The sequence below is a fragment of the Arthrobacter sp. DualSoilB13 genome (genome assembly GCF_055389195.1).
Genome location: NZ_AP035865.1, coordinates 4,206,364 through 4,231,022 on the forward strand (window position 1 = coordinate 4,206,364; position 24,659 = coordinate 4,231,022).

The 24,659-nt window shown below is 60.4% G+C and carries 19 protein-coding genes and 2 pseudogenes; 15 read left to right on the plus strand and 6 right to left on the minus strand.

The features are described 5' to 3' along the window. Window positions 1-67: 67 nt before the first annotated feature. The 7 genes and pseudogenes from ACZ5J0_RS19445 to ACZ5J0_RS19475 all read left to right on the plus strand — a co-directional run. Window positions 68-2,095, plus strand: a pseudogene (locus ACZ5J0_RS19445) (rhamnogalacturonan acetylesterase); the annotation flags it as partial. A 672-nt stretch (window positions 2,096-2,767) separates the two neighbouring features. Beyond that, window positions 2,768-4,594, plus strand: a pseudogene (locus ACZ5J0_RS19450) (rhamnogalacturonan lyase); the annotation flags it as partial. A gap of 94 nt (window positions 4,595-4,688) precedes the next feature. Beyond that, on the plus strand, window positions 4,689-5,021 hold the full coding sequence (locus ACZ5J0_RS19455; protein WP_142937378.1) for a PEP-utilizing enzyme: 333 nt from the start codon (window positions 4,689-4,691) through the stop codon (window positions 5,019-5,021). Further along, window positions 5,018-5,581, plus strand: coding sequence for a hypothetical protein (locus tag ACZ5J0_RS19460; protein WP_142937377.1), 564 nt, complete (start codon window positions 5,018-5,020; stop codon window positions 5,579-5,581). The genes ACZ5J0_RS19455 and ACZ5J0_RS19460 overlap by 4 nt, the downstream gene beginning before the upstream one ends. A gap of 61 nt (window positions 5,582-5,642) precedes the next feature. Further along, the gene (locus ACZ5J0_RS19465; protein ID WP_166841944.1) at window positions 5,643-6,617 is read left to right on the plus strand and encodes an acyl-CoA thioesterase; all 975 of its coding nucleotides are present in this window, start codon (window positions 5,643-5,645) and stop codon (window positions 6,615-6,617) included. Between the two features lie 220 nt (window positions 6,618-6,837). Then, window positions 6,838-9,402 (plus strand): LuxR C-terminal-related transcriptional regulator, encoded by a 2,565-nt coding sequence (locus ACZ5J0_RS19470; RefSeq protein ID WP_250820880.1) that lies wholly within the window; start codon window positions 6,838-6,840, stop codon window positions 9,400-9,402. A gap of 68 nt (window positions 9,403-9,470) precedes the next feature. Next, window positions 9,471-10,055 (plus strand): helix-turn-helix transcriptional regulator, encoded by a 585-nt coding sequence (locus tag ACZ5J0_RS19475; RefSeq protein WP_142937374.1) that lies wholly within the window; start codon window positions 9,471-9,473, stop codon window positions 10,053-10,055. Here ACZ5J0_RS19475 and ACZ5J0_RS19480 read toward each other — a convergent pair. The 6 genes from ACZ5J0_RS19480 to ACZ5J0_RS19505 form a co-directional block, all read right to left on the minus strand. After that, window positions 10,052-11,431 carry a UDP-glucose dehydrogenase family protein gene (locus ACZ5J0_RS19480; protein WP_166841947.1) on the minus strand — a complete coding sequence of 460 codons (1,380 nt, stop codon included), beginning with the start codon at window positions 11,429-11,431 and terminating at the stop codon, window positions 10,052-10,054. The two genes, ACZ5J0_RS19475 and ACZ5J0_RS19480, sit on opposite strands and share 4 nt — an antisense overlap. Before the next feature lie 69 nt (window positions 11,432-11,500). After that, window positions 11,501-12,424, minus strand: a complete 924-nt coding sequence (locus ACZ5J0_RS19485; protein WP_142937372.1) for a nucleotidyltransferase family protein — start codon at window positions 12,422-12,424, stop codon at window positions 11,501-11,503. A 33-nt stretch (window positions 12,425-12,457) separates the two neighbouring features. Next, the gene (locus tag ACZ5J0_RS19490; protein WP_464093845.1) at window positions 12,458-13,423 is read right to left on the minus strand and encodes a GDP-L-fucose synthase family protein; all 966 of its coding nucleotides are present in this window, start codon (window positions 13,421-13,423) and stop codon (window positions 12,458-12,460) included. Beyond that, on the minus strand, window positions 13,420-14,457 hold the full coding sequence (gmd, locus tag ACZ5J0_RS19495) for a GDP-mannose 4,6-dehydratase (protein WP_142937370.1): 1,038 nt from the start codon (window positions 14,455-14,457) through the stop codon (window positions 13,420-13,422). Before gmd ends, ACZ5J0_RS19490 begins: the two co-directional genes overlap by 4 nt. A 44-nt stretch (window positions 14,458-14,501) precedes the next feature. Next, window positions 14,502-15,728: a glycosyltransferase family 4 protein gene (locus ACZ5J0_RS19500; RefSeq protein ID WP_464093846.1), complete on the minus strand. Its 1,227-nt coding sequence runs from the start codon at window positions 15,726-15,728 to the stop codon at window positions 14,502-14,504. 67 nt (window positions 15,729-15,795) lie between these two features. Next, window positions 15,796-15,966 carry a hypothetical protein gene (locus ACZ5J0_RS19505; RefSeq protein ID WP_160147622.1) on the minus strand — a complete coding sequence of 57 codons (171 nt, stop codon included), beginning with the start codon at window positions 15,964-15,966 and terminating at the stop codon, window positions 15,796-15,798. A gap of 629 nt (window positions 15,967-16,595) precedes the next feature. On the opposite strand from ACZ5J0_RS19505, the gene ACZ5J0_RS19510 reads away from it, so the two are divergent. The 8 genes from ACZ5J0_RS19510 (at window position 16,596) to ACZ5J0_RS19545 (ending at window position 24,656) form a co-directional block, all read left to right on the plus strand. Beyond that, window positions 16,596-17,153: a DapH/DapD/GlmU-related protein gene (locus tag ACZ5J0_RS19510; RefSeq protein ID WP_464093847.1), complete on the plus strand. Its 558-nt coding sequence runs from the start codon at window positions 16,596-16,598 to the stop codon at window positions 17,151-17,153. Then, complete coding sequence (locus tag ACZ5J0_RS19515) at window positions 17,150-18,475, plus strand: hypothetical protein (RefSeq protein WP_464093848.1); 1,326 nt, start codon at window positions 17,150-17,152, stop codon at window positions 18,473-18,475. Before ACZ5J0_RS19510 ends, ACZ5J0_RS19515 begins: the two co-directional genes overlap by 4 nt. A gap of 104 nt (window positions 18,476-18,579) precedes the next feature. Further along, window positions 18,580-19,839, plus strand: a complete 1,260-nt coding sequence (locus ACZ5J0_RS19520) for a lipopolysaccharide biosynthesis protein (protein WP_166841952.1) — start codon at window positions 18,580-18,582, stop codon at window positions 19,837-19,839. Further along, window positions 19,823-20,722 (plus strand): hypothetical protein, encoded by a 900-nt coding sequence (locus ACZ5J0_RS19525; protein WP_464093849.1) that lies wholly within the window; start codon window positions 19,823-19,825, stop codon window positions 20,720-20,722. Before ACZ5J0_RS19520 ends, ACZ5J0_RS19525 begins: the two co-directional genes overlap by 17 nt. Further along, entirely contained in the window at window positions 20,719-22,002 is a 1,284-nt protein-coding gene (locus ACZ5J0_RS19530; protein ID WP_464093850.1) for a glycosyltransferase family 4 protein, read from the plus strand. Before ACZ5J0_RS19525 ends, ACZ5J0_RS19530 begins: the two co-directional genes overlap by 4 nt. Beyond that, a complete protein-coding gene (locus ACZ5J0_RS19535) occupies window positions 21,992-23,083 on the plus strand; it encodes a glycosyltransferase family 4 protein (protein ID WP_464093851.1) in 1,092 nt (363 codons plus the stop codon). The genes ACZ5J0_RS19530 and ACZ5J0_RS19535 overlap by 11 nt, the downstream gene beginning before the upstream one ends. Beyond that, window positions 23,080-23,658, plus strand: a complete 579-nt coding sequence (locus tag ACZ5J0_RS19540; protein WP_166841954.1) for a glycosyltransferase — start codon at window positions 23,080-23,082, stop codon at window positions 23,656-23,658. The genes ACZ5J0_RS19535 and ACZ5J0_RS19540 overlap by 4 nt, the downstream gene beginning before the upstream one ends. Further along, window positions 23,658-24,656 (plus strand): PqqD family peptide modification chaperone, encoded by a 999-nt coding sequence (locus ACZ5J0_RS19545; protein ID WP_142937361.1) that lies wholly within the window; start codon window positions 23,658-23,660, stop codon window positions 24,654-24,656. Before ACZ5J0_RS19540 ends, ACZ5J0_RS19545 begins: the two co-directional genes overlap by 1 nt. Window positions 24,657-24,659: the final 3 nt, after the last annotated feature.

Here is a 24,659-nt window from a genome sequence, read left to right on the forward strand (position 1 = left end):
ACAATGAACACAAAACAACAAATACTACCGTCAATTCCTTGACTCGTGATTTCAAACACTGGTAAACATGTCCCACCGGGCAAGCGTTTTCCAGCTGCTCCACTCTCATCCCTCAGCCGGCGGCCTCCCTCCGCCACACCACCATGGATGCGCCTCCCGGGTTGATGAAACGATACAAAGTCCGACAGTGTGGCCGGTACTCACCCCCACGCGTCATCAAAGGAGATGTTCGGTGAAACACCCCCCTCAACGCGCGGTCAGAACAGGCGCAACCGCCCTAACTGCCGCCGTCGCCTCGGCTGCCCTCGCCTTTACAGGGCTCCCTGCAGCGCATGCCCAAACGCCGCTCCCCCCAGCCGGAAGCGGGTTCAAGTTCGACTTTGGCCCCGGCGCCGTGGCCGACGGATACACGCAAGTGAACGCAGGCAGCGCCTATAGCCCCACCGCGAAGTTCGGTTTCACGGACACCGCCGTCACCTCCGGGACTGACAGGGGCACCACGGACTCCCTGCGCAGCGACTTCGTCCAAGCTCAGGGCAGCTCCTTTCAAGTGGACCTTCCCAATGGCGACTACACCGTGAAGCTCATCGCCGGCGACGCAACGGAAGCCACCAACATCGCCATCACGGCCGAGAAAATGGCCAAAGTGCAGGCCACCGACAAGCCGGCCGGCCAGTTCCTGGAAATGGAATTCCCCATCTCCTTGGTGGACGGTCAACTCAATCTGGACATCACCGGAACCGCCGCCAAGATCAACTCGCTGGTCATCGCAGCCCGCGCTCCCCGCACGGCAACAACGGACCCGGGTGTTTACTTGGCCGGCGACTCCACCGTGCAGACGTACGACCCCGGCTACGCACCCCAGGCGGGGTGGGGCCAAATGATCGACCGCTACCTGGACGACAAAGTCCCCGTATACAACCACGCGATCGGCGGCCGTAGCTCCAAGAACTTCATCAGCCAGGGCCGCCTTGACGAGATCCTCCGCGTCATCAACCCCGGCGATTACCTCATGGTCCAGTTCGGCCACAATGACGCAACCATCGGCGTCGACGACCGCTACGCGTCCCCGGCAGACTACAAGGAATACCTGCGCACTTACGTCAACGGTGCCCGCCAACGTGGCGCCACCCCCATCCTGGTGACCCCAGTGGGGCGCCGGGACTTCGACGCCGCCACCGGCAAGTTCCGCGTCAGCTTCCCGGAGTACGTGGACAAGATGAAGGAACTCGCGGCAGAAGAGAACGTGGCACTGGTGGATCTGTCCGCCCTCAGCCGCGGCTACTACGACCAAATCGGACCGGAAGAAGCCAAGTCGGTCTTCCTCCATGTCGACGCCGGTGTGTACCCAGGGCGTCCGAGCGGCACCGCTGACGACACCCACTTCCAGGAATACGGCGCCATCCAGATTGCCCGCCTGCTCGCCGGCGGCATGAAGCAGCTCAACGTTCCGCTGGCGTCGCGCGTCCAGGAGGTCACGCCGCCGTCGAACGTTCCTGCCAAGCCGCAAGGCCTGGTTGCCGGCAGCGTCTCCAACGCCGGCGCCCTGCTCAAATGGCAGCAGGTAGAGGGAGCGGACATTTACAAGATCTACCGCAAACTGTCCACTGAACCGGACAGCGCCTACAAGCTGGCCACCACCTCCACCATTCCCACCACCAACCTGAACGGCCTCGCCGAAGGCACCGCCTACACCGTCCGCGTGGCAGCAATGAACGGCAAAGGCCTGTCCGAGTACAGCGATGCGTTGGCCTTGACCACCAAGCAGGCCACGTACAAGTTCGACTTCGGACCAGTCGGCGCGCCGGTGGAGGCCGGTTACACCGAGGTCAACCGCACCATGGCGTACTCTGCCGAGCGCGGTTATGGCTTCAAGGACATCACGGTCCTCAGCGATCGCGACCGCGGCGCAACCACCACCAACCTGCTCCGGGACTTCGTCCTCAGCGGCGCCAGCTTCGAATTTCAGCTGGACGTCCCCAACGGCACGTACGCCCTGAAGACGTACCACAGCGACTGGATCGGCTCCACGCGGACTGACGTCGCCGTGGAAGGCAAGGGCTTCGGCACCGTCACCTCCGGCAAAGCCGCGTCCGCCACCAAGGTCATCAACGAGGTCCTGGTAACCGACGGTCAACTCAACCTGAGCATCAGTGGTTCCGGCCAGCGCCTCAACGGGCTCGAAGTAACCCCGCTGCTGGTTGGCCCCACTAACCTCAAAACCACGTCCGTTGACGCAGCCGCCCAGCCGCCCGTCGTCGGACTTTCCTGGGATGCTGTTGGCGACGCCGCCAGCTACCGCGTCTTCCGCCAGGCACCCTTCGAGACATCCGCACAGCTGATTGCGGAGAACATTGCCGAACCGGCATATTCGGACGCCACCGCCACGGCAGGCCTGCCCTATAAGTACTACGTCACTGCCGTAGACCGCACAGGCCTGGAGTCCGTCCCGTCCAACACCTTGGACGTGCCGCTGATCGACCCCGCAACCGCAGCGCCCGCAGCACCTGGAAAGCTGAAAACCAAGAAGGTGGAAAAGACCAGCGTTTCGCTTCAGTGGGGCGAGGTTAAGGGCTCGACGGCGTACCTCGTCTATCGCTCGACGGCAGCTGACGGGGCATTCACCTACGTAGGTAAAGCCGACGACAAGAAGTTCACCGACACCACCGTCCTGACCACCATCAAGTACTACTACCGGGTGACGGCCCTGAACGCCGGCGGGGAATCGGCTCCGTCTGAAACCGTCGGCACCGACGACGTGGTGGTTCTGGACCGCCAGATGGAGAAGCTGGACCGGGCACCTGTCGCGATACCCACGGCGGAGGGCATCCGGATCGGCTGGCGCATGCTCGGCCTCGATGAAGACAAGATCGGCTTCGACGTTTTCCGTGACGGCAAGAAGATCACGTCCTCACCCGTCACCAACAGCACCAGTTACCTGGACACCACCGGAACCGCGGCCTCCAAGTACGTGATCAAAGTAGCCGGCGGTGGAAACAGCGGCGAAAAGGAGACCAAGGAATTCAGCCCCCTGGCGCAGGACTACCTGGCCATCAAACTGGATAAGCCAGCCGACGATTACACCAAGGACGGGCAGCCCTACAGCTACTCGGCCGGTGACGCCACAGTTGCCGACCTTGACGGTGACGGCCGGTACGAGATCATCCAAATGTGGTCTCCGTCCAACTCCAAGGACAACTCGCAGGCCGGGTACACGGGCACCGTTTACGTGGACGCCTACACCATGGGTGGCACCAAGCTCTGGCGCATCAACCTCGGCCAGAACATCCGTGCCGGCGCGCACTACACCCAACTCCTGGCCTACGACTTCGACGGCGACGGCAAGGCTGAAGTGGCCATGAAGACCGCCGACGGGACCCGGGACGCTGCTGGTACCGTGATCGGCAATGCCAACGCAGATCACCGGAACAGCAGCGGTTACGTCCTTACCGGTCCGGAATTCCTGACGGTCTTCCATGGGCAGACGGGCACCATCATGGACACCGTGGCGTATGACCCGCCGCGCGGTGACGTGGGCGCCTGGGGTGACACGTACGGCAACCGCGTGGACCGCTTCCTGGGCGCCGTCGCCTACCTCGACGGCGAGCACCCGTCCATGATGTTCAGCCGCGGTTACTACACCCGCGCAGTCCTGGCCACCTACGACCTGGTGGGCGGCAAAATCGTGAAGCGCTGGGTGTTCGACTCCAACGTTTCCGGCGATCAGTACCGGAGTATGGGCAACCACAACCTGTCCGTGGCTGATGTGGATGCCGATGGCAAGGACGAGTTCATCTTCGGCTCCATGACCATCGATGACAATGGCCAGCCGCTCTACACCACGGGCCTGGGCCATGGAGATGCCATCCACACCAGCGACCTGGATCCATCCCGTCCGGGCCTGGAAACCTTTGCAGTCCACGAAGACATGGCATCCAGCGGGAACCTTGGAGCCACCTTCCGCGACTCCGCCACAGGTGAAGTGCTCTGGAGCATTCCGGCGGCCAGGGATACCGGCCGTGGAGCCTCCGGAGATATCGACCCGCGTTACCTGGGCGCTGAAGGGTGGGCCGTTGGGGGCGACGCTGCGTGGAACTCCCCGGTAGGCGAACTTCGCTCAGCCAAGGGTGAGCTGCTCTCCACCAACATCCCGGCAGCAAACTTCCTGGCGTGGTGGGACGGCGATCTGCTCCGGGAAATCGTGGACCACGACTGGGACGTCGCAAGCAACAGCGGCACCCCGAGCATCAGCAAGTGGAACTGGAACACCCAAAACAGCGATCGCCTGCTGACGGCCACCGGCGCGCTGACCAACAACAGCACCAAGGGCAACCCTGCCATCCAGGCCGATCTGCTGGGTGACTGGCGGGAAGAAATTGCCTGGCGTTCCGCGGACAGCACGGAGCTCCGGATCTACACCACCACGTCCGATACCGACGTCCGGCTCCGCACCCTGATGCACGATCCTGTGTACCGGCTCTCGGTTGCCCGCGAGAATATCGCCTACAACCAGCCGCCCCACCCGGGCTTCTATATCGGTGTGGGCATGGACGCTCCTTCTATGCCGAATATTGCATATACGGGAGGTAAGTGAGTCCGTCTCTTGAGGTAAGCACTGCCCCGGCGCCGCATAGTGCCGGGGCAGTGCTTATCGTCGATAAATGCTTTTCAGTGGTAGAAATAGCCAAATGATGACCATTCTTACCGGAGTCGGCGCCAGCACTGGTAGAGCCCTCGGCGCTGCCCGGCTCATCCACGGTCCCGACGAGTTCGGCCGCTTCCAGTCCGGCGATGTTCTGGTGTGCCGCACCACCGACCCCGCCTGGACGCCTCTCTTCGGAATGGCATCAGCGGTGGTCACGGAAACCGGCGGAATGTTGTCACACGCTGCGATCGTCGCCCGGGAGTTTGGGATACCTGCCGTACTGGGCGTCCGGGATGCGCTGGACCTGCTTGCCGATGGAGAACCGTTGGCCATCGACGGAGCCCAGGGGACAGTCAGCCTGATGGACGGAAAATGACGCACCTCACCTTGCACGCTGTCCGCCTCCTTGGTTTCGCTGACACACAGTCGGTGGCGGCCCGCTTCTCGCAAGACCCCGCGGTGGTGGAGTTCCAGCTCATCGACGCCGGGGTGAACGGCTTCGTTTCGCACAGTACTTTCGCTGGGGTCAGCGGTTGGTCGTTGTCCAATCTCGGGAGAAGCGAAAACGAGCGGTTGCTGGCGGAGGAACTGGACCGTGCGCGCGCACGGGACGCGGTGATGGCTGTCCACGCCGATTTCGCGGACATCAACACCGGCGTCGTGGAGGCCTGCAGCGCCGTCCAACTGCAAACGTCGCCCGGTGAAGAGGCCATGGATGTCCTGATAGGCGCCTTGGCGTCGTGGCGTCCACTCGAAGCGCAGTTATCCGGCGTGCTTCCTCGCTTTGAGGGCTACTCCCAGCGTCTGTTGCGCGCACTCAAGCTCGCTGTCCAGGACACAGCGTGGCTCACGGCCACCGACCGCGACTCCTTCCACCGGGTCTGGTTCGAACTCCATGAGGATCTCATCGCCACCCTCGGCATCCAGCGCGGGTAGGCACACCGCCGCCTTTGGACTTCGTCACGTAACAGAAACCTGGCGACAGTAAACTGCCACCATGAGCGATGACGCCGCCAACTCAGTGACCCTCCGCTTCCTCGCGGCTCCCATGGACGTCGGACACAGCGGGTCCGTCGACGCCGGCACCGTCCTTGAGTGGGTGGACAAAGCAGCGTACGCGGCAGCCGTTGGCTGGGCCAAGGCCTATTGCGTTACGGCTTACGTGGGAAATATCCACTTCACGGATCCGGTCAACAGCGGCGACATGGTGGAAGTAACCTCCACCATCGTTTACACCGGGCGCTCCTCCATGCACATTCACACCGTTGTCAGCTCACGGGATCCCAAAGGCGGCCCGGAGACCATGCACAGCCAGTGCATGGTCATCTTCGTTGCCGTCGGTCCGGACGGCAAGCCGATTCCCGTCCCGCAATATGAACCGTCAACGGCTGCGGAGATCGAGCAGCGCGATCACGCCCTGGCCCGCATTGAGGTCCGTGAACAGATCGTCAACGCGATGAACGCCCAGGAATATACCGACGCCGGGACCGCCGAGCGCGTCGTCCTACGGTTCATGGCGTCCCCCACTGATGTGAACTGGGGCGGCAAGGTCCACGGTGGCATCGTGATGAAGTGGATCGACGAAGCCGCCTACGTGTGCGCCTCCCGCTACTGCGGCATGGACACCGTGGCGGTGTTCTCCGGCGGTGTCCGCTTCTACCGGCCCTTGCTGATCGGACACGTCGTAGAAGTGGAGGCGCGCTTGGTCTACACCGGCGCCAAGGGTATGCACATCGCGGTTCACGTCCGCTCGGGTGACCCTAAAACCAAGGTCATGAACCTCACCACCTATTGCCTCACGGTGATGGTGGCGCGCGACGAAACGGGGACGGCCGTTCCCGTCCCCGCCTGGGAACCAGTGTCTGACGAGGACAAGAAGTTGCATGCACATGCCCGCGAACTGCTGGAAATCCGTGGCCGGGCCCCGGGAAACCGGCTGCCGGACCATCTGCAGGACCGCGCTGGAAGCTAGGGCAGGCATTCCTTCTCCCCCAATGCCAAGGCCTAAGTACCGGGGCGCCTTCGTCGTGCCTATGACTGCCGTGCAAATGTACTAAGGCCCCAACCGTTCCTCGACACGAATCAAGTCCTTGGCCCACTTGGAAGTTGTCAAGTAGAGGCACGGCTTTTTGGCGGCGTCACGTGGTCGAACAGCCGCCTCCATAAGGGGTCAGCAGTTGCATACACGGAAGATGAAATGTGTCCTGGACTACGTTGCCAAAGGTCTGGGTGTGAGAATCGTCGGGGCACCCGGCAGTGGCCGAACCAGTCTCCTTAAGAGAGTCGTTGCGAAACTGGAGGAAGACGGCGCCACTGTTTACACCATGTTCGCTGCTCCAGCGCTTGCTGCCGTGCCTTTTGCCGGCGTACTTTCCCTGGGCTTGGATCTTCGTTCCAGGACAATCGGAATTCTCGGCATCGTGGACCTTCTCTCGGTCCAGATGGCCAGGTCCGGGGCGCACCTGATAGCGATCGACGATCTCGAGAACCTGGACCGCGAGTCGTTGGCAGTAGTGGACGTGCTGCGAAGAAGGAGCAATGTCCCGCTGATTACCACCATGAATGATCGACCCTTTCAGCCCAGAACCTCCGGCTATTTGGGGAGCATTCCCGAAGCCACCGTCGCCCTGGCACCTCTGGAATACGACCAAATCAGCAAACTCATCACCGAAACCCTTGGGCATCCGGCGGAAGTGAATGTAGTTGCGACTGTTCTGACCAAATCCGGCGGCAATTTGCGGTTGGCGGTTCGCATCCTCCAGACCTCGGCCCTCAGCGGGCGCATCATTCTTAAGGACGGTCAGTGGTGCATGAACAGCCCCAAACTGATGAACGAACATCTCAACGGAACCGTGGAAGCCTTGCTCCAGGGTCTGCGGCCGGAGGAAGTCCGGGCTCTGAACAAGTTGTCGCTTCTGGGTCCCAGCCCTGTTGACCGATTGGTGGCAACTGTGGGTGAGGACATCCTCGATAACCTCGAATACAACGGGTTGATCTCTGTGATTCAAGGTCCGGAAGAAACCCTACTTGCTGCTGTCTTTCCGCCGATAGTGGATGACTACCTTCGTGCCCACACGCTAAGCTCGCGGAGAATTCTCCAGAGCGCAGTCACTGATCACGTCATTGCAGGGCCAGGCGATCTCCCCACTCCGGCAGCCACAGATGACCTGTTGTCGGCTTCGATTTCCAAGGTGCGCGGAGAAATGGGCAGCAACCACGCGGCCGCCACGCGATACTTCCAGCAGCGGCGCGACGCCTTTGAAGAGTTGTGCTACCAAAACTGGCAACGTGATCGCAGCCTGGCCAATGCTGTCGCGATCCTCAAATTCTATTGGGGAGCGCCTGCCAACCCGCATCGAATCCAGGAAGTTTTGCTCCAAACCGACTCCGACGGCGGTGAATTACCAGAGCTCTTTTTGTTCAGTATGTCTTTGGCTTGGTGGCAGTTCTCACACGAGAGGAACCTGCCCGGCGCAATCGGGACAATGCAGGCTCTGTCTTCCAAAGAACCGGGCCTGCGGCATGAAGCCGAAGGGGTCATCGCACTCCTTCACGCATCACAGAGCGGCATCCCCGGCGATCGGGACGAGGTTATAGGTGATCCCCCCGGGCGCGGACCACAAAGCGACATTCTCCCCATAATCAAGGGAATGCTGGAGCTCTATGAGCTCAACCCACAGAGGGCGCAGAGCGCTATGGACTCCGCCGAGGGAGCACATGGCTGCCAGCCTTTCGAGTCATTTATCCGCGGTATGGCAATGCTCTCCAGCGGCCGCGAAGAATCGGCCCTCGTCATGGCTCTCGAGTGTCGGGAAAGGGCTTTGCAGAATGTCGATCAGTTAGCCTTCGTCAGCCAGAGTTACATCGCAGCGCTTTCCCTTCTTCATCACGGTCTGTTTGACGAAGCCGAATATCTCATGGGGCGCGCCTTTTCCTTGGGCAAGCCTGGGTTTATCGTGGAGCCGTTGCACGTGGCCATGCTGCGCCTCTCCTCACTTCGGGACGCGGTGCCAGCGACTTCCTTGGGGATGTCGGCGGGATCCAACGCAGTGGATATTGGTGCGCTACCTGGTTTCGGCACGGGTTTGCACGACCTCGCCGCAAGCCGCCCCGCGAGCGCCAAAGCCTTCGACGAGCGAGCCAGCCGCATCATCGAAAAGTCACTTGCCCGTGGTTATGTCTACGAAGCCATGCACACGGGGCTTTTCGCGCTGGGACTGCTCCCGGGCCCGCGAGTCCGGGGTCTCCTCCAAAAAATTCTGGAGGACCGCTCCATGACAGCACACCACCAGCTCCTAACCATTGCGGATGCCGCCATAGCGATGGATCTACCACGACTACGCCATTTACTGGACACCTACGTCTTGGACGGAGACACGTTTCAAGTGTCCATGCTTCTTCGCGGAGCAGAGCAGAGGTGCCAACTCAGCGGGGAGCCTGCTATTGCCAGCCAGATCAGAAGGGCAGCAAAGGATTTCGTTGCCCGTTTCGGTGTGGTGGGGACCTTGTTTGATTTCAGGTCCGAGCCTCCCGGCTCTTCCCTGACCATGAGGGAGATCGAAGTTGCCCTCGTCGCCGGGCAGCAGAGCAATCAGGACATCGCGGAGCAATTCGGCATCAGCATCCGGACTGTGGAGAGCCACATTTCCAACGCTCTGCGGAAGACCGATACCACCACTCGAAAACAACTGGCAGATCTCATTCGGAATGCACCCAAGCCCTTGACATCGGGCTCCAGTGAGGCCTCCCAAGCCTGAGGCTTCGGCCCGGAGTCTTCCTCAGCGCCCCACTATTTCACTTGACCCACAAGACAGGAGTCACGGAGTTGCCCCAGATACTTGTTGTCAGTACGCACCGGCAGTTCACGGCGCTGATCCATTGGGCCACTAACTCGTTGCCCGCCGTCTCTTCTGGTCGCGTGGCCGTGGTTGATGGGACGTTACCGGAGCTTGAAGCCGATGTGGTGGACCTGGTCCATGACAGCTACAGGGTGCTTGTCTACGGCGGTCTGCTCCACAGCTCGCGCGTCCTACGCCTGATGGATCTCGGCGTACGGGGCTACGTACCGGAAACAGCCACGCTGCCCGTCCTGCTTGCCGCGGTCAGGAGCATCGCCGCCGACGGAACACATTTGCCGTTTGATCCCACCACCGGCCGAAATCACGTCCCCCTAACGACTGCTGAGGAAGTGGCGGCCGATGCTTACTTCCTCACTGATGAGGAACTGCCGCGGATTGAAGTAGCGAAGCGACTGGGAATTGCCGACTCGACCCTCCGTAACCAACTGGCCTCGGTTCGACGAAAACTCGGAATCCCCCCGCAGGCCAGCCGCGCAGCAGTAGCCCGACGGTACCGCGCTACCGTGCGGCCGGCGGCACCGTCGAGGCAATCGATTGAGAGCCGCCTCTAAGCGGAGGGGCCGGAACTCATGTGGAGTTGCGGCTTTGGTTGGTCTTCTGTCGCCATGTTCGCCTCGTAGCGGCGACCGAGCGAACCAAGCGACCAGCCGGAATCTTCCCATTCCCGGACCTTGAGTATGTTCCGTCCGTCAATGATCTTCCGTGTCCCCGTTTGCGCGGAAAGAACCTCCGGCGTCAGGGCTTTGAACTCGTCCCACTCGGTAAGAAGAAGGATAAGATCTGCGTTCCTGACGGCATCTTCTGTGGAGGGTACGTAATTATGCTGAGGCGATCGCCGGGAGGCGTTGAGGTTGCCTGCCGGGTCATAGATCGATACCTCCGCACCCTCGTCGAAGAGCCTATTGGCGATGTCCAGGGCCGGTGAGTCCCGGACGTCGTCGCTGTTGGGCTTGAACGCAACACCAAGGATGGCGATCCTGCTGTGGGGAATCGAACCGAGCATCACGCGGGCCAACTCAACAGCGCGCTCTCGACGCCTCAAATTGATGCCGTCCATCTCGTCGAGGAATCGCATGCTTCGATCCAAGCCGAGTTCAGCTGCGCGTGCCTGAAGTGCGCGTATGTCCTTAGGCAAGCATCCGCCACCGAACCCAATGCCGGCGTTGAGGAAGCGCCGCCCGATACGCGCGTCGAGGCCAATGGCATCCGCAAGCGTTCGAATATCTCCCCCAATGACCTCTGTTACCTCAGAGAAGGCATTGATGAAGGATATTTTTGTAGCGAGGAAAGCATTTGCAGCTACCTTGACCAGCTCTGCAGTCTCAAAGTCGGTGCTGATCAAGGGCACGCCTTCCCCGAGGGCGGTCGCATAAACCTGCCGCAACACTGACTCGTCCTCAGGCGATTCCACACCAATAACCAGCCTGTCCGGGGTCAAAGTATCTACTACTGCGAAGCCTTCCCTGAGGAATTCCGGATTCCACGCAACGTTCACTGTGACGCCGGGGCGTTTGTTGTCACGAACAAGGGTCTTCAGCCGCCTCGTGGTTCCCACCGGAACTGTCGACTTTCCCACAATAAGGGCGTCCCTGGTGATGTTTCGGGCGAGGGAGATGGTTGCCGCATCCACGAATGACATGTCGGCAGCACCTTCTCCGGGGCGCTGGGGAGTTCCCACGCCAATGAAGTGAACATCGCCCCACGCTCCTACTTCCTGATAAGAAGTGGTGAAGCGAAGGCGTCCGCTCTTCACATGCTTCCGAAGAAGTTCGGGCAGGCCGGGTTCATGGAACGGCAACAGTCCCTCTGAAAGCGACGCGACCCTTGCGGGGTCAATATCGAGACCAAGCACCTCAAAGCCAAGTTCGGCCATACAGGCGGCATGGGTGGCACCCAGATATCCGGTGCCTATGACGGTGATTCGCATGAGTTCTCGCTTTTCAGAGTGACAAAGATGATCAAAAACTGTGGGGGCGGCCGCGCGGTGGGGCCCCGCCTATTTCTGGATGCGGGCGCGGATTTCGCGGACTTCCCGCAGGGTCTGGACGCCCTCGGTCAAACTCCGCCATAGTCGGCGAAACCTGAACGAGGTTTGCTGCCAATGGTTCATGTCGCGAAGGTCCAGGTCATGCCAGCTAATGGACTCCCGGGAGGGAACCAAGGCCTGCCACAGCGCTGCCGGCTTCCTGGACCACGGAATCTCCATGAGGTGGAAGAGACGGAGAGTGGCAGACCTTTGCGCCGTCGTCCGAAGTACCCAATCAAAGGGCGGCTCACCAAGGTCAAAGGCCCGCGTTTCCGGCAACTCCGCAAACAACGGTCCCAGAGGTCCTATTGCCCCGAGTTCCAGTGCCCTGTCATAGTGCTCCTGCGGGGACTGCCTTATCTCCTGGAGGCAGAATGCGACGTCGTCGTGGAGGACCCCCTTTGCCGGACTTCGCAAGGCGTGCAGGAGGGTTACCAGGAGGGCATCGTTGCGCGAAAGCGTCCAAGCGGGACGACCACCCAGCTCGATGCTTTGCCTGGCAGCCCAAAGGTGTTCGAAAACCTCAGACTCATCCTCGTAAAACCCGGGGAACCTCCAGTGGACGTCGATGTCGGAGGGCCACCCTGGGTTGATGAGCGTCGTCGAGTGATCAGGGAACGCCTCGGAGACTTCAGGGATTCTGGCCGCCCACCCCTGTTGCTCAAGTGCCTTTAGCAGAGCCTTCAGGTCCGAGCGATGGAGCAGAATGTCCAAGTCCAGGGATGGTCTTACGGGACGTGCCCCCACCATGGTTGCTGCTGGACCCTTGATGAGCAGCACCCGGATGTTGCATTCCGCCGCGACATGGGAAACCACTGCGGCAGAGAGCAGGATCGACTCAGTGATCCTGAGAACTTCCACCGGTGCTGGTGCTGCCGAGGTTGGCGGGCTCATAGCCGCGAGCAGAACGTGAAGCGGCTTCACAAGCTAGTCCCTGAGGCCGTTTCGGTTCTCGTTGAACCAGGCGTAGGTGGACTCGAGCCCATCCTTCAAGGAAATGCCCGCGGTCCATCCGAGCGCCTCCAGCTTCTCCACGTCCATCAGCTTGCGGGGCGTGCCGTCGGGTTTCGTCGCGTCCCATTCAAGGGCGCCCTCATAACCGACGACGGCGGCAACCAAGCCGGCGAGCTCCTTGATGGTCAGGTCCGCCCCGACACCGACGTTGACGTGTTCCGGACCGTCGTAGTTTTCCAGCAGGTGCAGGCAGGCAGCAGCCAAATCGTCGACGTGAAGAAATTCGCGGCGCGGTTCGCCCGTTCCCCAGTTTGTCACCGACTCATCGCCCCGAGCCCGGGCCTCGTCCATCCGACGAATAAGGGCCGGTAAGACATGGGAACCATGTGGCGAAAAGTTGTCTCCAGGACCGTACAGGTTGGTGGGCATGGCCGAAATCCACGGTAGACCGTACTGCCGACGTACAGCTTGGACGTGCATTATTCCGGAGATTTTGGCTATGGCGTAGGCTTCGTTGGTTTCCTCCAACGGCCCTGTTAGTAGGTACTCTTCCTTGAGGGGCTGGGGTGCCAGCTTGGGGTAGATGCAGGATGACCCCAAGAACAGCAGCCGTTCCACCCCATATTCCAGGGCTGCATCCATGACATTTACTTGAATCCGAATGTTCTCAGTGAGGAAATCCACCGGGTACGTCTTGTTCGCAAGGATGCCGCCAACTTTGGCTGCCGCTAAGGCCACGTATCGTGGCCTCTCCTTTTCAAAGAACGCGAATACGGCAGTGCGGTCCTTGAGGTCCAGTTCCTTGGACGTCCGCCCGATCCTCTTCGTGAAGCCTTCAGCCGAAAGTTTCCGCCACAGGGCGGATCCCACCAAGCCTCCATGCCCTGCAACATAGAAAGGGGAGGATCGATCAAGCCGTCCGGGGGTAAAGGCCGTCATCGGGCGAGTGCCTTCCAGGACTGCAGATCCACGGCATCGATCCACGGGTTTCCTCCGTGCTGCAAAGCTTCAATGTCGGCGTCCACCATGAGGCGGGCCAGCTCCGGCGTCCTGACAGTCGGTTCCCAATCCAACTTTTCCTTGGCTTTGGAGTAGTCGCCAATGAGTGCTTCAACCTCTGTAGGACGAAGGTAACGCTCATCAAAGCGAACGTAGTCTTCCCATTTCAAACCAGCATGTTCAAACGCGGTCTCAAGAAAGTCCTTGACCGTATAGCCCTCATTGGTGGCCAGCACATAGTCATCGGGCTCGTCTACCTGAAGCATGCGCCACATGCCCTCGACGTACTCCGCGGCGTACCCCCAGTCGCGAACAGCTTGAAGGTTGCCCATGTACAACTCGGACTGTTTACCTGCCTTGATGGCTGCCACGGCACGCGTAATTTTGCGCGTAACGAATGTCTCTCCACGGCGTGGTGATTCATGGTTGAACAGGATGCCGTTGACGGCAAACATCCCATAAGCTTCCCGGTAGTTCTTCGTCATCCAGTAGCTGTAAACCTTGGCCGCGCCATAAGGAGAACGCGGATAAAAAGGAGTGGCCTCGTCCTGCGGCGGCGGGGTAGCGCCGAACATCTCGGACGAGGATGCCTGGTAGAAGCGGGTTTCGATTCCGGCCATGCGCACGGCCTCCAGAAGCCGGGTTGTACCAATTCCAGTGGTGTTGCCGGTGTGCTCCGGTTCGTCGAAAGAAACCCGCACATGGGACTGGGCGCCCAGGTTATAGACCTCGTCAGGACGGATATCAGCCAGTAAAGTCACCAGCCGGGCGCCATCGGAAAGGTCACCGTAATGGAGGAAGAGGCGTGCTTTGCTGTTATGCGGATCCACGTAAAGGTGGTCGATCCGGGACGTATTAAAGGTTGAAGAGCGGCGGATCAATCCGTGCACCTCATAGCCTTTAGAGAGCAGGAGTTCGGCGAGATAAGAGCCGTCCTGCCCCGTAATTCCTGTTATTAGCGCTTTCTTGGCCAAGGTCTTTCCTTCTCTTCGTACAGATAAATGAGGTAAATCCCGTGTCAGCGCAGTCGCTTTCGCGACGCCAGATCGCTCAACCACTCGACGTAGCTCTCCACTGCCACCTCTTCGGTAAGAACCCTGTCGCTGTACTGCCGGCCTGCAGCACCGAAGTCTTTGGCGGTTTCAGGGTCCTTGCGGAGACGCTCGATGGCTGCCACCAGGTCTCCGGGTGATCCGCACTCAGCCCGGATCCCGGCCCCTGCGGCCAATAACTCGTGGGCTGTTGCGCTGCCTGCTTCAGTGGCGGCAATAATCGGAAGACCGGTCACGAAGTAACTCGTCAGCTTGCTCGGCACTGACATCTCTTTGACACCCGGGCGCTCGTTGACCAGCAGGACGTCGGCGGATCGGAGCGCCTCGGAGTAGTCGCGGTCCGGAAGCGGCTCCAGGAACTGCAGCCTGTCGATGCCCACACCTTTGGATTCGAGGGTTCGCCGCTGGTTACCGTTGCCCAGCAAGACGAAACGAACATCGCTTCCGCTACGTCCAGCCAGGCGCGCGGTATCAATGACGTTCTCCAACCCCTGCTTGACCCCCATATTGCCCGCGTGGAGTGCTACGAAATCCGTTGCCGCCCAGCCAAATCGTTTGCGGGCGGCCGTTCTGTCAAAAGAATGGTGGTGTTGTACGTGCGTCCAGTTTCGAATGACGCGGACACGGTGGGCGGGCACCCTCAGGTCATTGACGACGTGATCGCGGAAACGTTCGTGAATCACACTGACTCCGTCCGCGGAGCTGAAGATCGCGGCTTCGAGGCGCTTCATGATGGAAGCCAGCGGGGAACGCGAATCGCCCGTTTCTTCCATGCCCTTGCTGTAGAGGTCCTGGACCCAGATGCCAACCGGGACACGAAAAATGCGTGCCCGAACAATAGCGAAAGCCGCGGAGAAAAGGGCAGGGCTGACTACGAGGACCACATCCGGGCGGTCCCAACGCTCAAACACGGTGCGGACTCCGAACGTAATCTCCATGAGGAGACGGCTCAGTCCGTTGGGTCGTCTTGGGACGCTGGACCGTAGTCGCTTAACAGGCACGCCGGCCAAATTCTCTTCCATGGAGAGGCCGGTATAGCCGTCGGCGATCTTCCATTCGGGGTAGTGGGGGTAACCTGTCAGCACTTTGACGGACACCCCTCTCCTCGCCAGCCCTTGGGAGAGTTTGGTGGTGTACGGAGCGTTTCCGCTGGGTTCCGGGGCATAGTTCAGACCCACAATCAGCGCTTTCATGAGCCCTCCCCGCTCGGGCAGAAAGTCATTGCCGGAACGGATGTCCATTGCCGAGCAAATGTGCGCGTCACAGGGGTGCCACGGGCCATCGGCCAAGCAGCAACGGCCCGAAGATGGTCACAAGATGCCCCATGACGATGCCCGCAATCAAAGCGATGCGTCGTCCCTTTCCGTAGGCCTTGGGTTGGGGCTCAGCCGGGATATCCAGGCCAGTGTGAATAACCGGGCTTTGAGTCACCGGTTGGTGTTGCACGGCATGGACGTGGCTAATAAGCGATGGTGAACATGCCGGCGCCCTCGTCGTGGTGTCCATTTGTCCTCAGCATTCTTTCAATCGGGTACCCCTCGATTGTGGAAGGGGGTTTGCGCCCCTTAGACCCCAATGGGCGCCCATTCTCAGTGGCGGGGCCTGCCGCGGGGATAGCAGAAAGCTAGAGAACCCGAACCCTCCGTGGAGGTCCTCCCCGTATTAGGTGTGGCAGCGGAAAGCATCTGCGTGTAGAGGAAGAAGACGCTGGTTTTCGCTCCGCTTTGACCTGTCCTTGCCCGATACGCAGATGGACTTTGCGCCAACACGGAATAGCCACACACCACCACGGAGGACCCGGAAAGCAAGAGAGCGGAACCGGATGGTGACAGCGCAGCATCCTGTGACTGGTTGCCCCTGCACCGTGGATAAGCGGCACGACGCACTACTGAGAAAGTGAGGCCATCCGGCTCTAGGGGGTGTGCGTTCTGGCAAGAATCAAGGGGTATCCGAATGACAGAATGCCGAGGACAAATGGACACCACGACGAGGCCGCTGGCATGTTCAGTATCAACCGCAGGCCACGCCTATGCCTTGGAACTCCACCAAGGATGAGCCGCATGGATCTGGCCGGGTTCACCGGGGCCGGCTACCACAAAGGCCGCGGACTACTCTGGCAAGCGGCCTGGTTCGCCGTTCAAAATCTTGTCTTCAGCACCTGGTGGTGCCCGTCATCATTGCGGGTTCGAATCCTCAGGGCTTTTGGTGCCTCCGTCGGGCGAGGTGTAAAAGTCCGCCATGGAGTCAAAATCCATTGGCCGTGGAAGCTGAAAATCGGTGACAACGTGTGGATCGGAGTCGATGCCTGGATCCTCAATCTTGAGCCTGTCACCATTGGTTCCGATTGCTGCATCTCGCAAAATGTCTTCATTTGCACCGGCAGCCATTCGTACGACTCCCCAACTTTTGAGTTCGATAACGCTCCGATTGTGGTTGGTGACGGCAGCTGGATAGGAGCCCGCGCAACAGTGCTGCGCGGCGTGGAAATCGGCGCTTCGTGCCTGGTGGGAGCCGGCGCATTGGTAGTGAAGAACCTACAGCCCGGGACACGCCTGCTGGCACCGACGGGCACTGCATGGCCCGCCGTGAAAGCCAAGGCAGACGGAGCGCCGCATTGACTGCGCTGATCGTCTGGTTGGGTTTCGGTCTGGTTTTCAGCGTCGTTTTTGTGCGTCGCATGCACATCGTGCTGGTTGCCGTGATCGTGGCGAGAATCCTGGTTCCGGGGGTGGTTCAAAACGAAGTCATGCCCGGGTTGCACCCTTCGACGTACCTCTTCCTCTGCTTTATCCTCGTCCAGTTGGCATTCACCCCAAGCGTCTTTGGGCGGGTGATCCGTTCTGCAGGGGTTTTGCCCCAAGCAACCATCGGTGGCATGGCGGCGGTCATGATGACCGACGTCGGAAACCCCGGAAGCGCGGGATTGCTGGATACAGCGATGTTCGTCCTTGGCATCGTGGTGGCACCGTATTACGTCTTCGTGTTTATGCGATATTCGATCCGCTCATCGCCAAGGGCAGGCAAGGCCTTTCTTCTGACGTTTGCGCTACTGGCACTGGCGGAAGCCGTGCTCTCGCAGGCCCAAGTGGCCACAGGCAGGCCCGTGGTGTGGGAAAGCGACTTCTCCAGGATCTGGCTGAGCGGGACGACCTCCGAGCTTGGCGCCGCTATTGGAACCTTTGGCCACGGCATCCAGGTTGGTGTCCTTTTTGCTGCCACTATGCCGCTCCTTGCCTTGATCAAGTCAATGCTGCTGCGCTTTGCGTTGGCGGCGGTCCTCCTCGTGACTGTGCCGCTAGCCTACGGTCGCATGGGCCTCATTCTTACGGTGGCCGGATTCGTCTTCCTGGTGATCATCGGGGGACGAAAAGTCATCCGAAGCATTCTCTTCGCCGCTGTGGTCCTCATAGCCCTTCTGGTCAGCGTCCAGGGGGTGGCCGGCGAGAAGCTCCTGCGAAAGTTCGAGGACGACAACGGCTCGGCCGCCCTAAGAGTGGCCGCGTTCGACTGGTTTTGGGAACATACGGCGGACTTTTTTGCTGGCGGTTACCCGGGAGCTAGGGACCTCAAGGGCGTGGGCACCCTGGGCTCCAGCCTTGAGAACGGCTACTTCATCATGGCTCTCATGTTCGGAACTCTTGCTGCAGTAGCGTTCTTCATTTTCATGATTTGCCTACTTTTTGCTCAGATCGACATCAAGGACCGTGGGAGTTGGCCGGGCGCCGCGGCGGCAGCCTTGATCATCGTGGCCATCAACGGCTACAGCTCAATCGGTGGCAACTCGATCGACATTCACCTTTTCTGGTTCGTGCTCGCCATGGCGAGCTACCGTTCCACCCGCACCTTGCCGGCAGTGGACGGCATCCATCGGGCTTCATCTCATGAGTTGCGGCCAACGGGTGGATCATCGGGTTTTCCAGTAACGCGGGTACCCGCTTGATGAGGATTCGAATACGCCCTCTGTCGAGTGTGGATGCTACCCAAACGGATAGCCATGGAAGCCGGATATTCCATGCGGTAGCCGGCTCGGCAATTACCCCACTGATGTCGCTGGCTACGGCTCCAATTCTGGCCCAATCCCTCGGTGTTGCCGGCCGGGGAGAGCTAGCTGCCGGAATGGCTCCCATGCTGTTCGCGGTGGCAATCGGCGCACTTGGCATTCCAGAGGCGCTCACTTTCTATGTTGCCAAGCAGGCGCGGGGCGCCCGAAGGGCAGTTAGACGGGCCTTTTGGATTCTCACACTCTTAGGGCTGGCAGCAGCGGCCCTTGTGGCGCTAAGCGCATCTCTCCTCTCCGATGGAAACCTGGAGATTGAGCAGCTCATCTTCCTTACGGCGATCCTGACCGTTCCCACCTTCTGGGCCTCAATACCGAACAGTGTCCTGGCCGGGAACCACGCATGGAGGCTATCGGCAAGGATTGATCTGGCCCTGTCGGTCCTCCGGCTTGTTGCGCTGTCCGCCCTGGCAGCAGCACATCTTTTGACCCCGCAGGCAGCGACGATAGTGATGCTGGGCTTCCCCCTATTGAAGGGCCTGGTGACTCTGCCGTTCCTCATCATGTATCGGCGCGGGTGGAGAAATGCCACCGCTGCAAGGGTGCGGCTGTTCAACTATGGAAGTCGTCTGTGGGTGGGCTCCCTGGCAGGTGTGGTTCTTTTGCGCCTCGACCAGCTTCTGATGGTTCCGTTCGGGAACGCTGCACAGCTCGGACTTTACTCGGTGGCGGTCAGTTTGGGTGAGATCCCCGCCCTGCTCTCCGGAGCGGTGCGAAACGTCGTCTTTTCCTCCGACGCGGAGGACTCCCACCAGCGCGACGACGGAGAGCGTCTGCAACAGACTTCACGCTTGACGGCGGCAGCCACTGGGTTGGCGGCCGTCGCAATCGGCCTGGTCCTTCCTTGGGCCATCCCCACGTTTTTCGGTACGGCTTTCAATGACGCCGTACCGGTGTGTTGGGTAATTCTTGCGGCAGTGTCCTTGGGCACCACCGGTTCCGTCGCGGGCGCCGGTCTGAGCGCTCGTGGCCGGCCCGGGCTGCGCAGCTTCGGAATGGTCATTGGGGCGCTGCTCAACACCGCCACTCTCTTGGCGGCAGTACCCGCCCTCGGTGCGATGGGAGCTGCGTTGGCCACTTTGGCCGGCAGTGTCGTCGCCGGCACCATGAACATCGTCTGGCTACGGACGCATTTCGGCATGGCAATGCGGGGCTTCTACGGACTCAGGCGGATGGATTTCCAACTGGTCCGCACCACGATCAAACACCTGACAGGAAAGAAGAACGTACATGCCGTCTCCTCATAATCCAGGGCCACAGCTTGCCTTGGACAGTCTCCTGCCGAGAGTTCCCCGGCTTGCGTACAAGGCCGGGCTCATCAGTATGCTCAGGCTTCGCAACCGTTTCAGCCGGCACAAGATAACGGGTTCAGCGGACGTTGTGGTGAGCATGACCTCCTATGGCCGCCGGTTGGGGATCGTTGCCCATGCCCTGGAGTCCATCGCAGCGGGTTCAGTACGTCCGGCACGGATGATTCTGTGGGTCGACAAGCCGGATTTCGAGGTAGCCACGTACCCCATGCTCAGGAGTCTTCAGCGCCGCGGGTTGGAAATTCTTCCCTGCGAGGACCTCGGACCTCACAAGAAGTACTTTCCCTATTGTCGTGATTTCACCACTGACCGCATGGACCTCGTCTTAGCCGACGATGACCTAATGTACCCACGGCGTTGGCTTGAGGGCCTCCTTGGAGCCGCCGGGCATGCCCATGAAATTCCTGCCTATCGTGCGCACCGCATGAGGACTGATGCGGCGCAATGCGCCCTGGAGGACTACAACTCATGGGCCCCGGCACCCACCGGGTCAACCAGCCACGCCAATTTCCTGACGGGCGGGGCCGGCGCGCTCTTGCCTCCCAGGCTTCAGTCAGCCATACGTGAGGCTGGGACTGCTTTCCGGGAAGTGGCTCCACGTGCCGACGATATCTGGCTCAACGCCCTGGCCATCCGCAATGGATATCGACGGCGGGTGGTGGCCGCCGCGGGGCAACACCTCACCATGTATCCTCGTTCGCAAAGAGAGGCCTTGCACAGCGAGAACGTAGAAGGCGGCCGCAACGACCTGCAAATTGCTGCTGTCTTCAGGCCCCATGACATAGCCACCATCGCCGCCGACATCGTCAACGCGCCATGAGTGAGTCCACGCAGCACGCTTCCGCCACCGATGTGGAAACGGTCCTTGTGCACCCCTTCGGTAACGAGAATGTCCGTCAAACCCTGACCGCGCTCAGCGAGCACCGTCAACTATCTGCCTTCATCACCTCCATCGGCTGGACAGAGTCGGAGGCCTTGTCATGGCTCCGGCCCGCAAAGTCATTGGTTGAACGCCGGCTTTTTCCCATGATCGGAAGCCAGCAGCTGCACGTCACACCGGCCAGTGAACTTGTTCGCAACCTTCTCCTGCGCGCACAGCCCGCGGCGTTGAGACGGCTTGGCTCAGGATCAGGTCCGCTCTCCGCGCACTGGGTCGCACGGCAGGTGGAGAACAAGGCGATCAAGGCCCTCAGCCGGCTGAATCAGCCTGCGGCCGTCTACGGATACTCGACCTTCGCTTCAAGAGTGTTCGGGGCGGCCAGGGAACGCGGCATGGAAACGATTCTGGAAGTTCCTCACGTTCACTGGGCTACCACCAGAAGCTGGGCAGGTCAGCTTCAAAGCCGCGCACCGGGATGGGCCGTTACGGCGCGTCAGGACTTATCCAGAAGCAAGGTCCATGCCATGGAAGACCTTGAGCTAGCGTTGGCAACCCGGCTGATCTCACCGTCGGCACAGGTCACTGAGAGCCTTCGCGCGGCCGGCATTGACAGCCACATCACTGAGATTCCCTATGGCTGTCCTGATGTCCATCCCGGGCAAAAGCCCTTGAGGTGGGACGGGCGCGGTCCGCTAAAGGTCTTGTTTGTGGGCCGCATCGTAGGCATGAAAGGGATCGCTGACGTTGTGTCAGCGGCCAAGGCCCTCTCTTCCGCCGTCCACGTCACGGCCATTGGCCAACTTCCCGGCGAGACTTTTCCAGCCCTTGAAGACATGCTCCGCACGGTGGATTACCGCGGGACGATGCCAAGGAGCGAAATTCTCCTGGAAATGCGCAAGCACCACGTGCTGTTGCTACCGAGTCTTGTTGAGGGTCGTTCGCTTGCCGCTTTGGAAGGACTCAGTCAGGGTCTGCCCGCGGTGGTCACGGCCGGCAGCGGTGTTGACGACCTCGTGGCCCTAGGAGCGGGCGCCATAGTGGATCGCTTCGCACCTGAACAGATTGCTACTGAACTTCACCGTTTTCTGGACGATCCCGGGCTGGTTGAAGCGCGGAGTGCCAAAGCCCTGGAGATAGCCAGAGCCTCCGGATGGGGGCCTTTTCGCGACGGGACAGCGCAATTCTTTCAACAGATTGGAAGTGGTGTTCGTGGTCACTAAGCTCAAGACCGAACGAGCACTGAAAATCGCAGTGGTGGCCCACGTGTTCCACCCGAGTGTCGGCGGAGTTGAAATTACTTCCGACATTCTGGCCCGTGGATTCATGCGTCATGGTGCCGACGTAACAGTCATCACCAACACACCAGAAGCGCACCCGACGAAGACATTCCCTTACGAAGTCATCCGGAAGCCAAAACCATGGCGACTGTTAGCGCTGGTGAACAGGGCCGACGTCGTATTCCATAACAACCCGGCAATATCGCTGTGGTGGCCTCTGGTACTCATCCGCAAGCCCTGGATGGTCACCCTCAGGATGTGGGTGACCATGCCGGGGCAGGAACTGTCCCGCCTTCAGCGGCTGAAGTATTCAGCTAAGTACAAAATTATTGAGCGGGCCGATGTCCTTGTGGCAAACAGTAAGGTTTTGGCGGATCACATCAAAGGTGATGTTGAAGTGATCCCTAACAGCTACCGGGATGAGTTCTTCAACGTCCTCGACGGCGAAGTGCGCGCTCCGTTGGGCATTGTGTATTTAGGCCGGCTCAGCCAAGACAAAGGCGTGGACCTCCTCATCCAGGCAGCAGCTGATCTGGTAGGCGAGAACGACGGCTTCACACTGACAATCGTGGGTGATGGTACCGAACGTGAACGACTGGAGACCCTCGCCGAAGAGAGCGGTTTGGGCAAGGCAGTAAAGTTCCTTGGCTCCAAGGGTCCGGAGGAGGCCAACCGGATTCTGAACCAGAATTCCATCGTCGTTATACCGAGTCGGATGCCCGAGCCTTTCGGAACCGTGGCTCTGGAGGCGGCCGCCGCCGGGTGCGTGGTGGTTTATGCGGATCATGGCGGACTGCCTGATGCCGCCGGTCAGCAAGCCATAGGCTTCACGCCCTTGGACCCGACGTCGTTAAGCGGTCACCTGAGGGCACTGCTCAGCAATCCGGAGGACGTTGCCGCGCGGCGGCGAGACGCCATATCCCATGCGGACCGACATCGGGAGAGCGTCATGGTTGACCGGTACTTCGCGGCGATCAAGCGAACGTTGTTGGTGTCCGGTAGGGGCAGGAGTCACACCCCATGAAAATTGTGCAGGTAGTAACGCTGGTCAGTCCGGACGGAGCATACGGCGGGCCCGTTCGGGTGGCTCAAAACCAGTCGGCAGAGCTTTCCAAACGGGGTCATCAGGTGCAGGTATTCGCTGGTGCACGCGGGCATGTGGACCCTTCGTACTTTGGTCCAGGCGTAAGGACCCGACTTTTCAAGGCCCTCCAGATTGTCCCCCGCACCGGGTTCGCCGGGCTCTGCGCACCGACAATGCTGCCGTCCCTATGGTGGGCACTCAAAGGTGCAGATGTTGTCCATCTTCACCTGGCACGTGACTTGGTGATGCTTCCGGCTGCCCTCCTCTGCCTGATCCGGCGAACACCCTTCGTGGTCCAAACACACGGCATGATCGACGAATCCGACAAGAAGCTGGCGAAGATCCTGGACCGGCTGCTTACCCTTCGTGTGCTGCGCGCCAGCCAACGGTGCTTTTGGCTGACGCCCGAGGAACAGAAATCCTTGGGAGAACTTCTAGGTGACGGTCACCAAACCCTCGAACGGCTCGTCAACGGAGTGCCTCAGGCCGACGTCGCGATGAACGGTGGGTCGTAGTGAATACAGCGAATAGTTCCTTTCAATTTCTCTACCTGGCCCGGCTGCATAGTCGAAAACGGCCCACGGTGCTGGTCGATGCGGCCGCCATGCTGGCCAAGACCATTGACAAGCAAATAGAAGTGGCTTTAGTGGGGCCGGACGAAGGCGAAGAGTCCAAAGTGCGGCAACAAATTCTGGATACCGGGACCTCAGACTGGATCCGGATTGAAGGGCCGCTGCAGCCCGGCAGCACGCTTGACCGTATGCGGAAAGCATCCGTGTATGTGCTGCCCTCCGTCAACGAGCCGTTTCCCATGAGCGTCCTTGAAGCCATGTCCGTGGGTGTCCCCGTCATCGTGACAGACAGCTGCGGGCTCGCCCCGTTCATTGCTGAGTCAGGGGCGGGGATCGTCTCGGACTCAAGCGTCGAGGCACTCTCCGCAGCCATGCGCCGCTTTGTCGAAGAGCCGGGGCTAAGAGCATCGGCGGCCGCAGCCGCCGTCGGACTGGCCAGGGAACGATTCTCCATGTACGCGGTCACCAGTCAGCTTGAAGACGTTTACCAGAGCTTGGCCAGCTCTACCGCAGGTCAGGCGCCTTCGCCCGTACAGCAAATGCTCAAAGGCCGCGGGGGGCCCTCACCAACTACGGACAAATTGGGGGGTGAATACGGAGAACAATCCCAGCAGCACCACGGATGCCATGACGTAAATCAGTTCTGGCACAGGGCAGAAGCCGTGGCTGAAGTTCCGGCCTTGGGTGAAGAGCGCGTGGTGGTGCTGAATGTGGAACTCGGTTTCCCCCTCGTCCTTCAGGGGTCGGCGGCCGCGATTTGGGAACTCATTGACGGAACACGTACTGAAACCGACATTCTCATGGAGCTGGCAAGCGCCTACTCGGGAGCAGATGAACCTTCCGTGGCCCAGCAAGTCAGGAACTTTCTGGCCGGGCTGGCTTTCCATGGCCTCGCCGCGAGTTGCGACACCCCCGGTAACGACGGCGGATCAAGGTACTGAGGC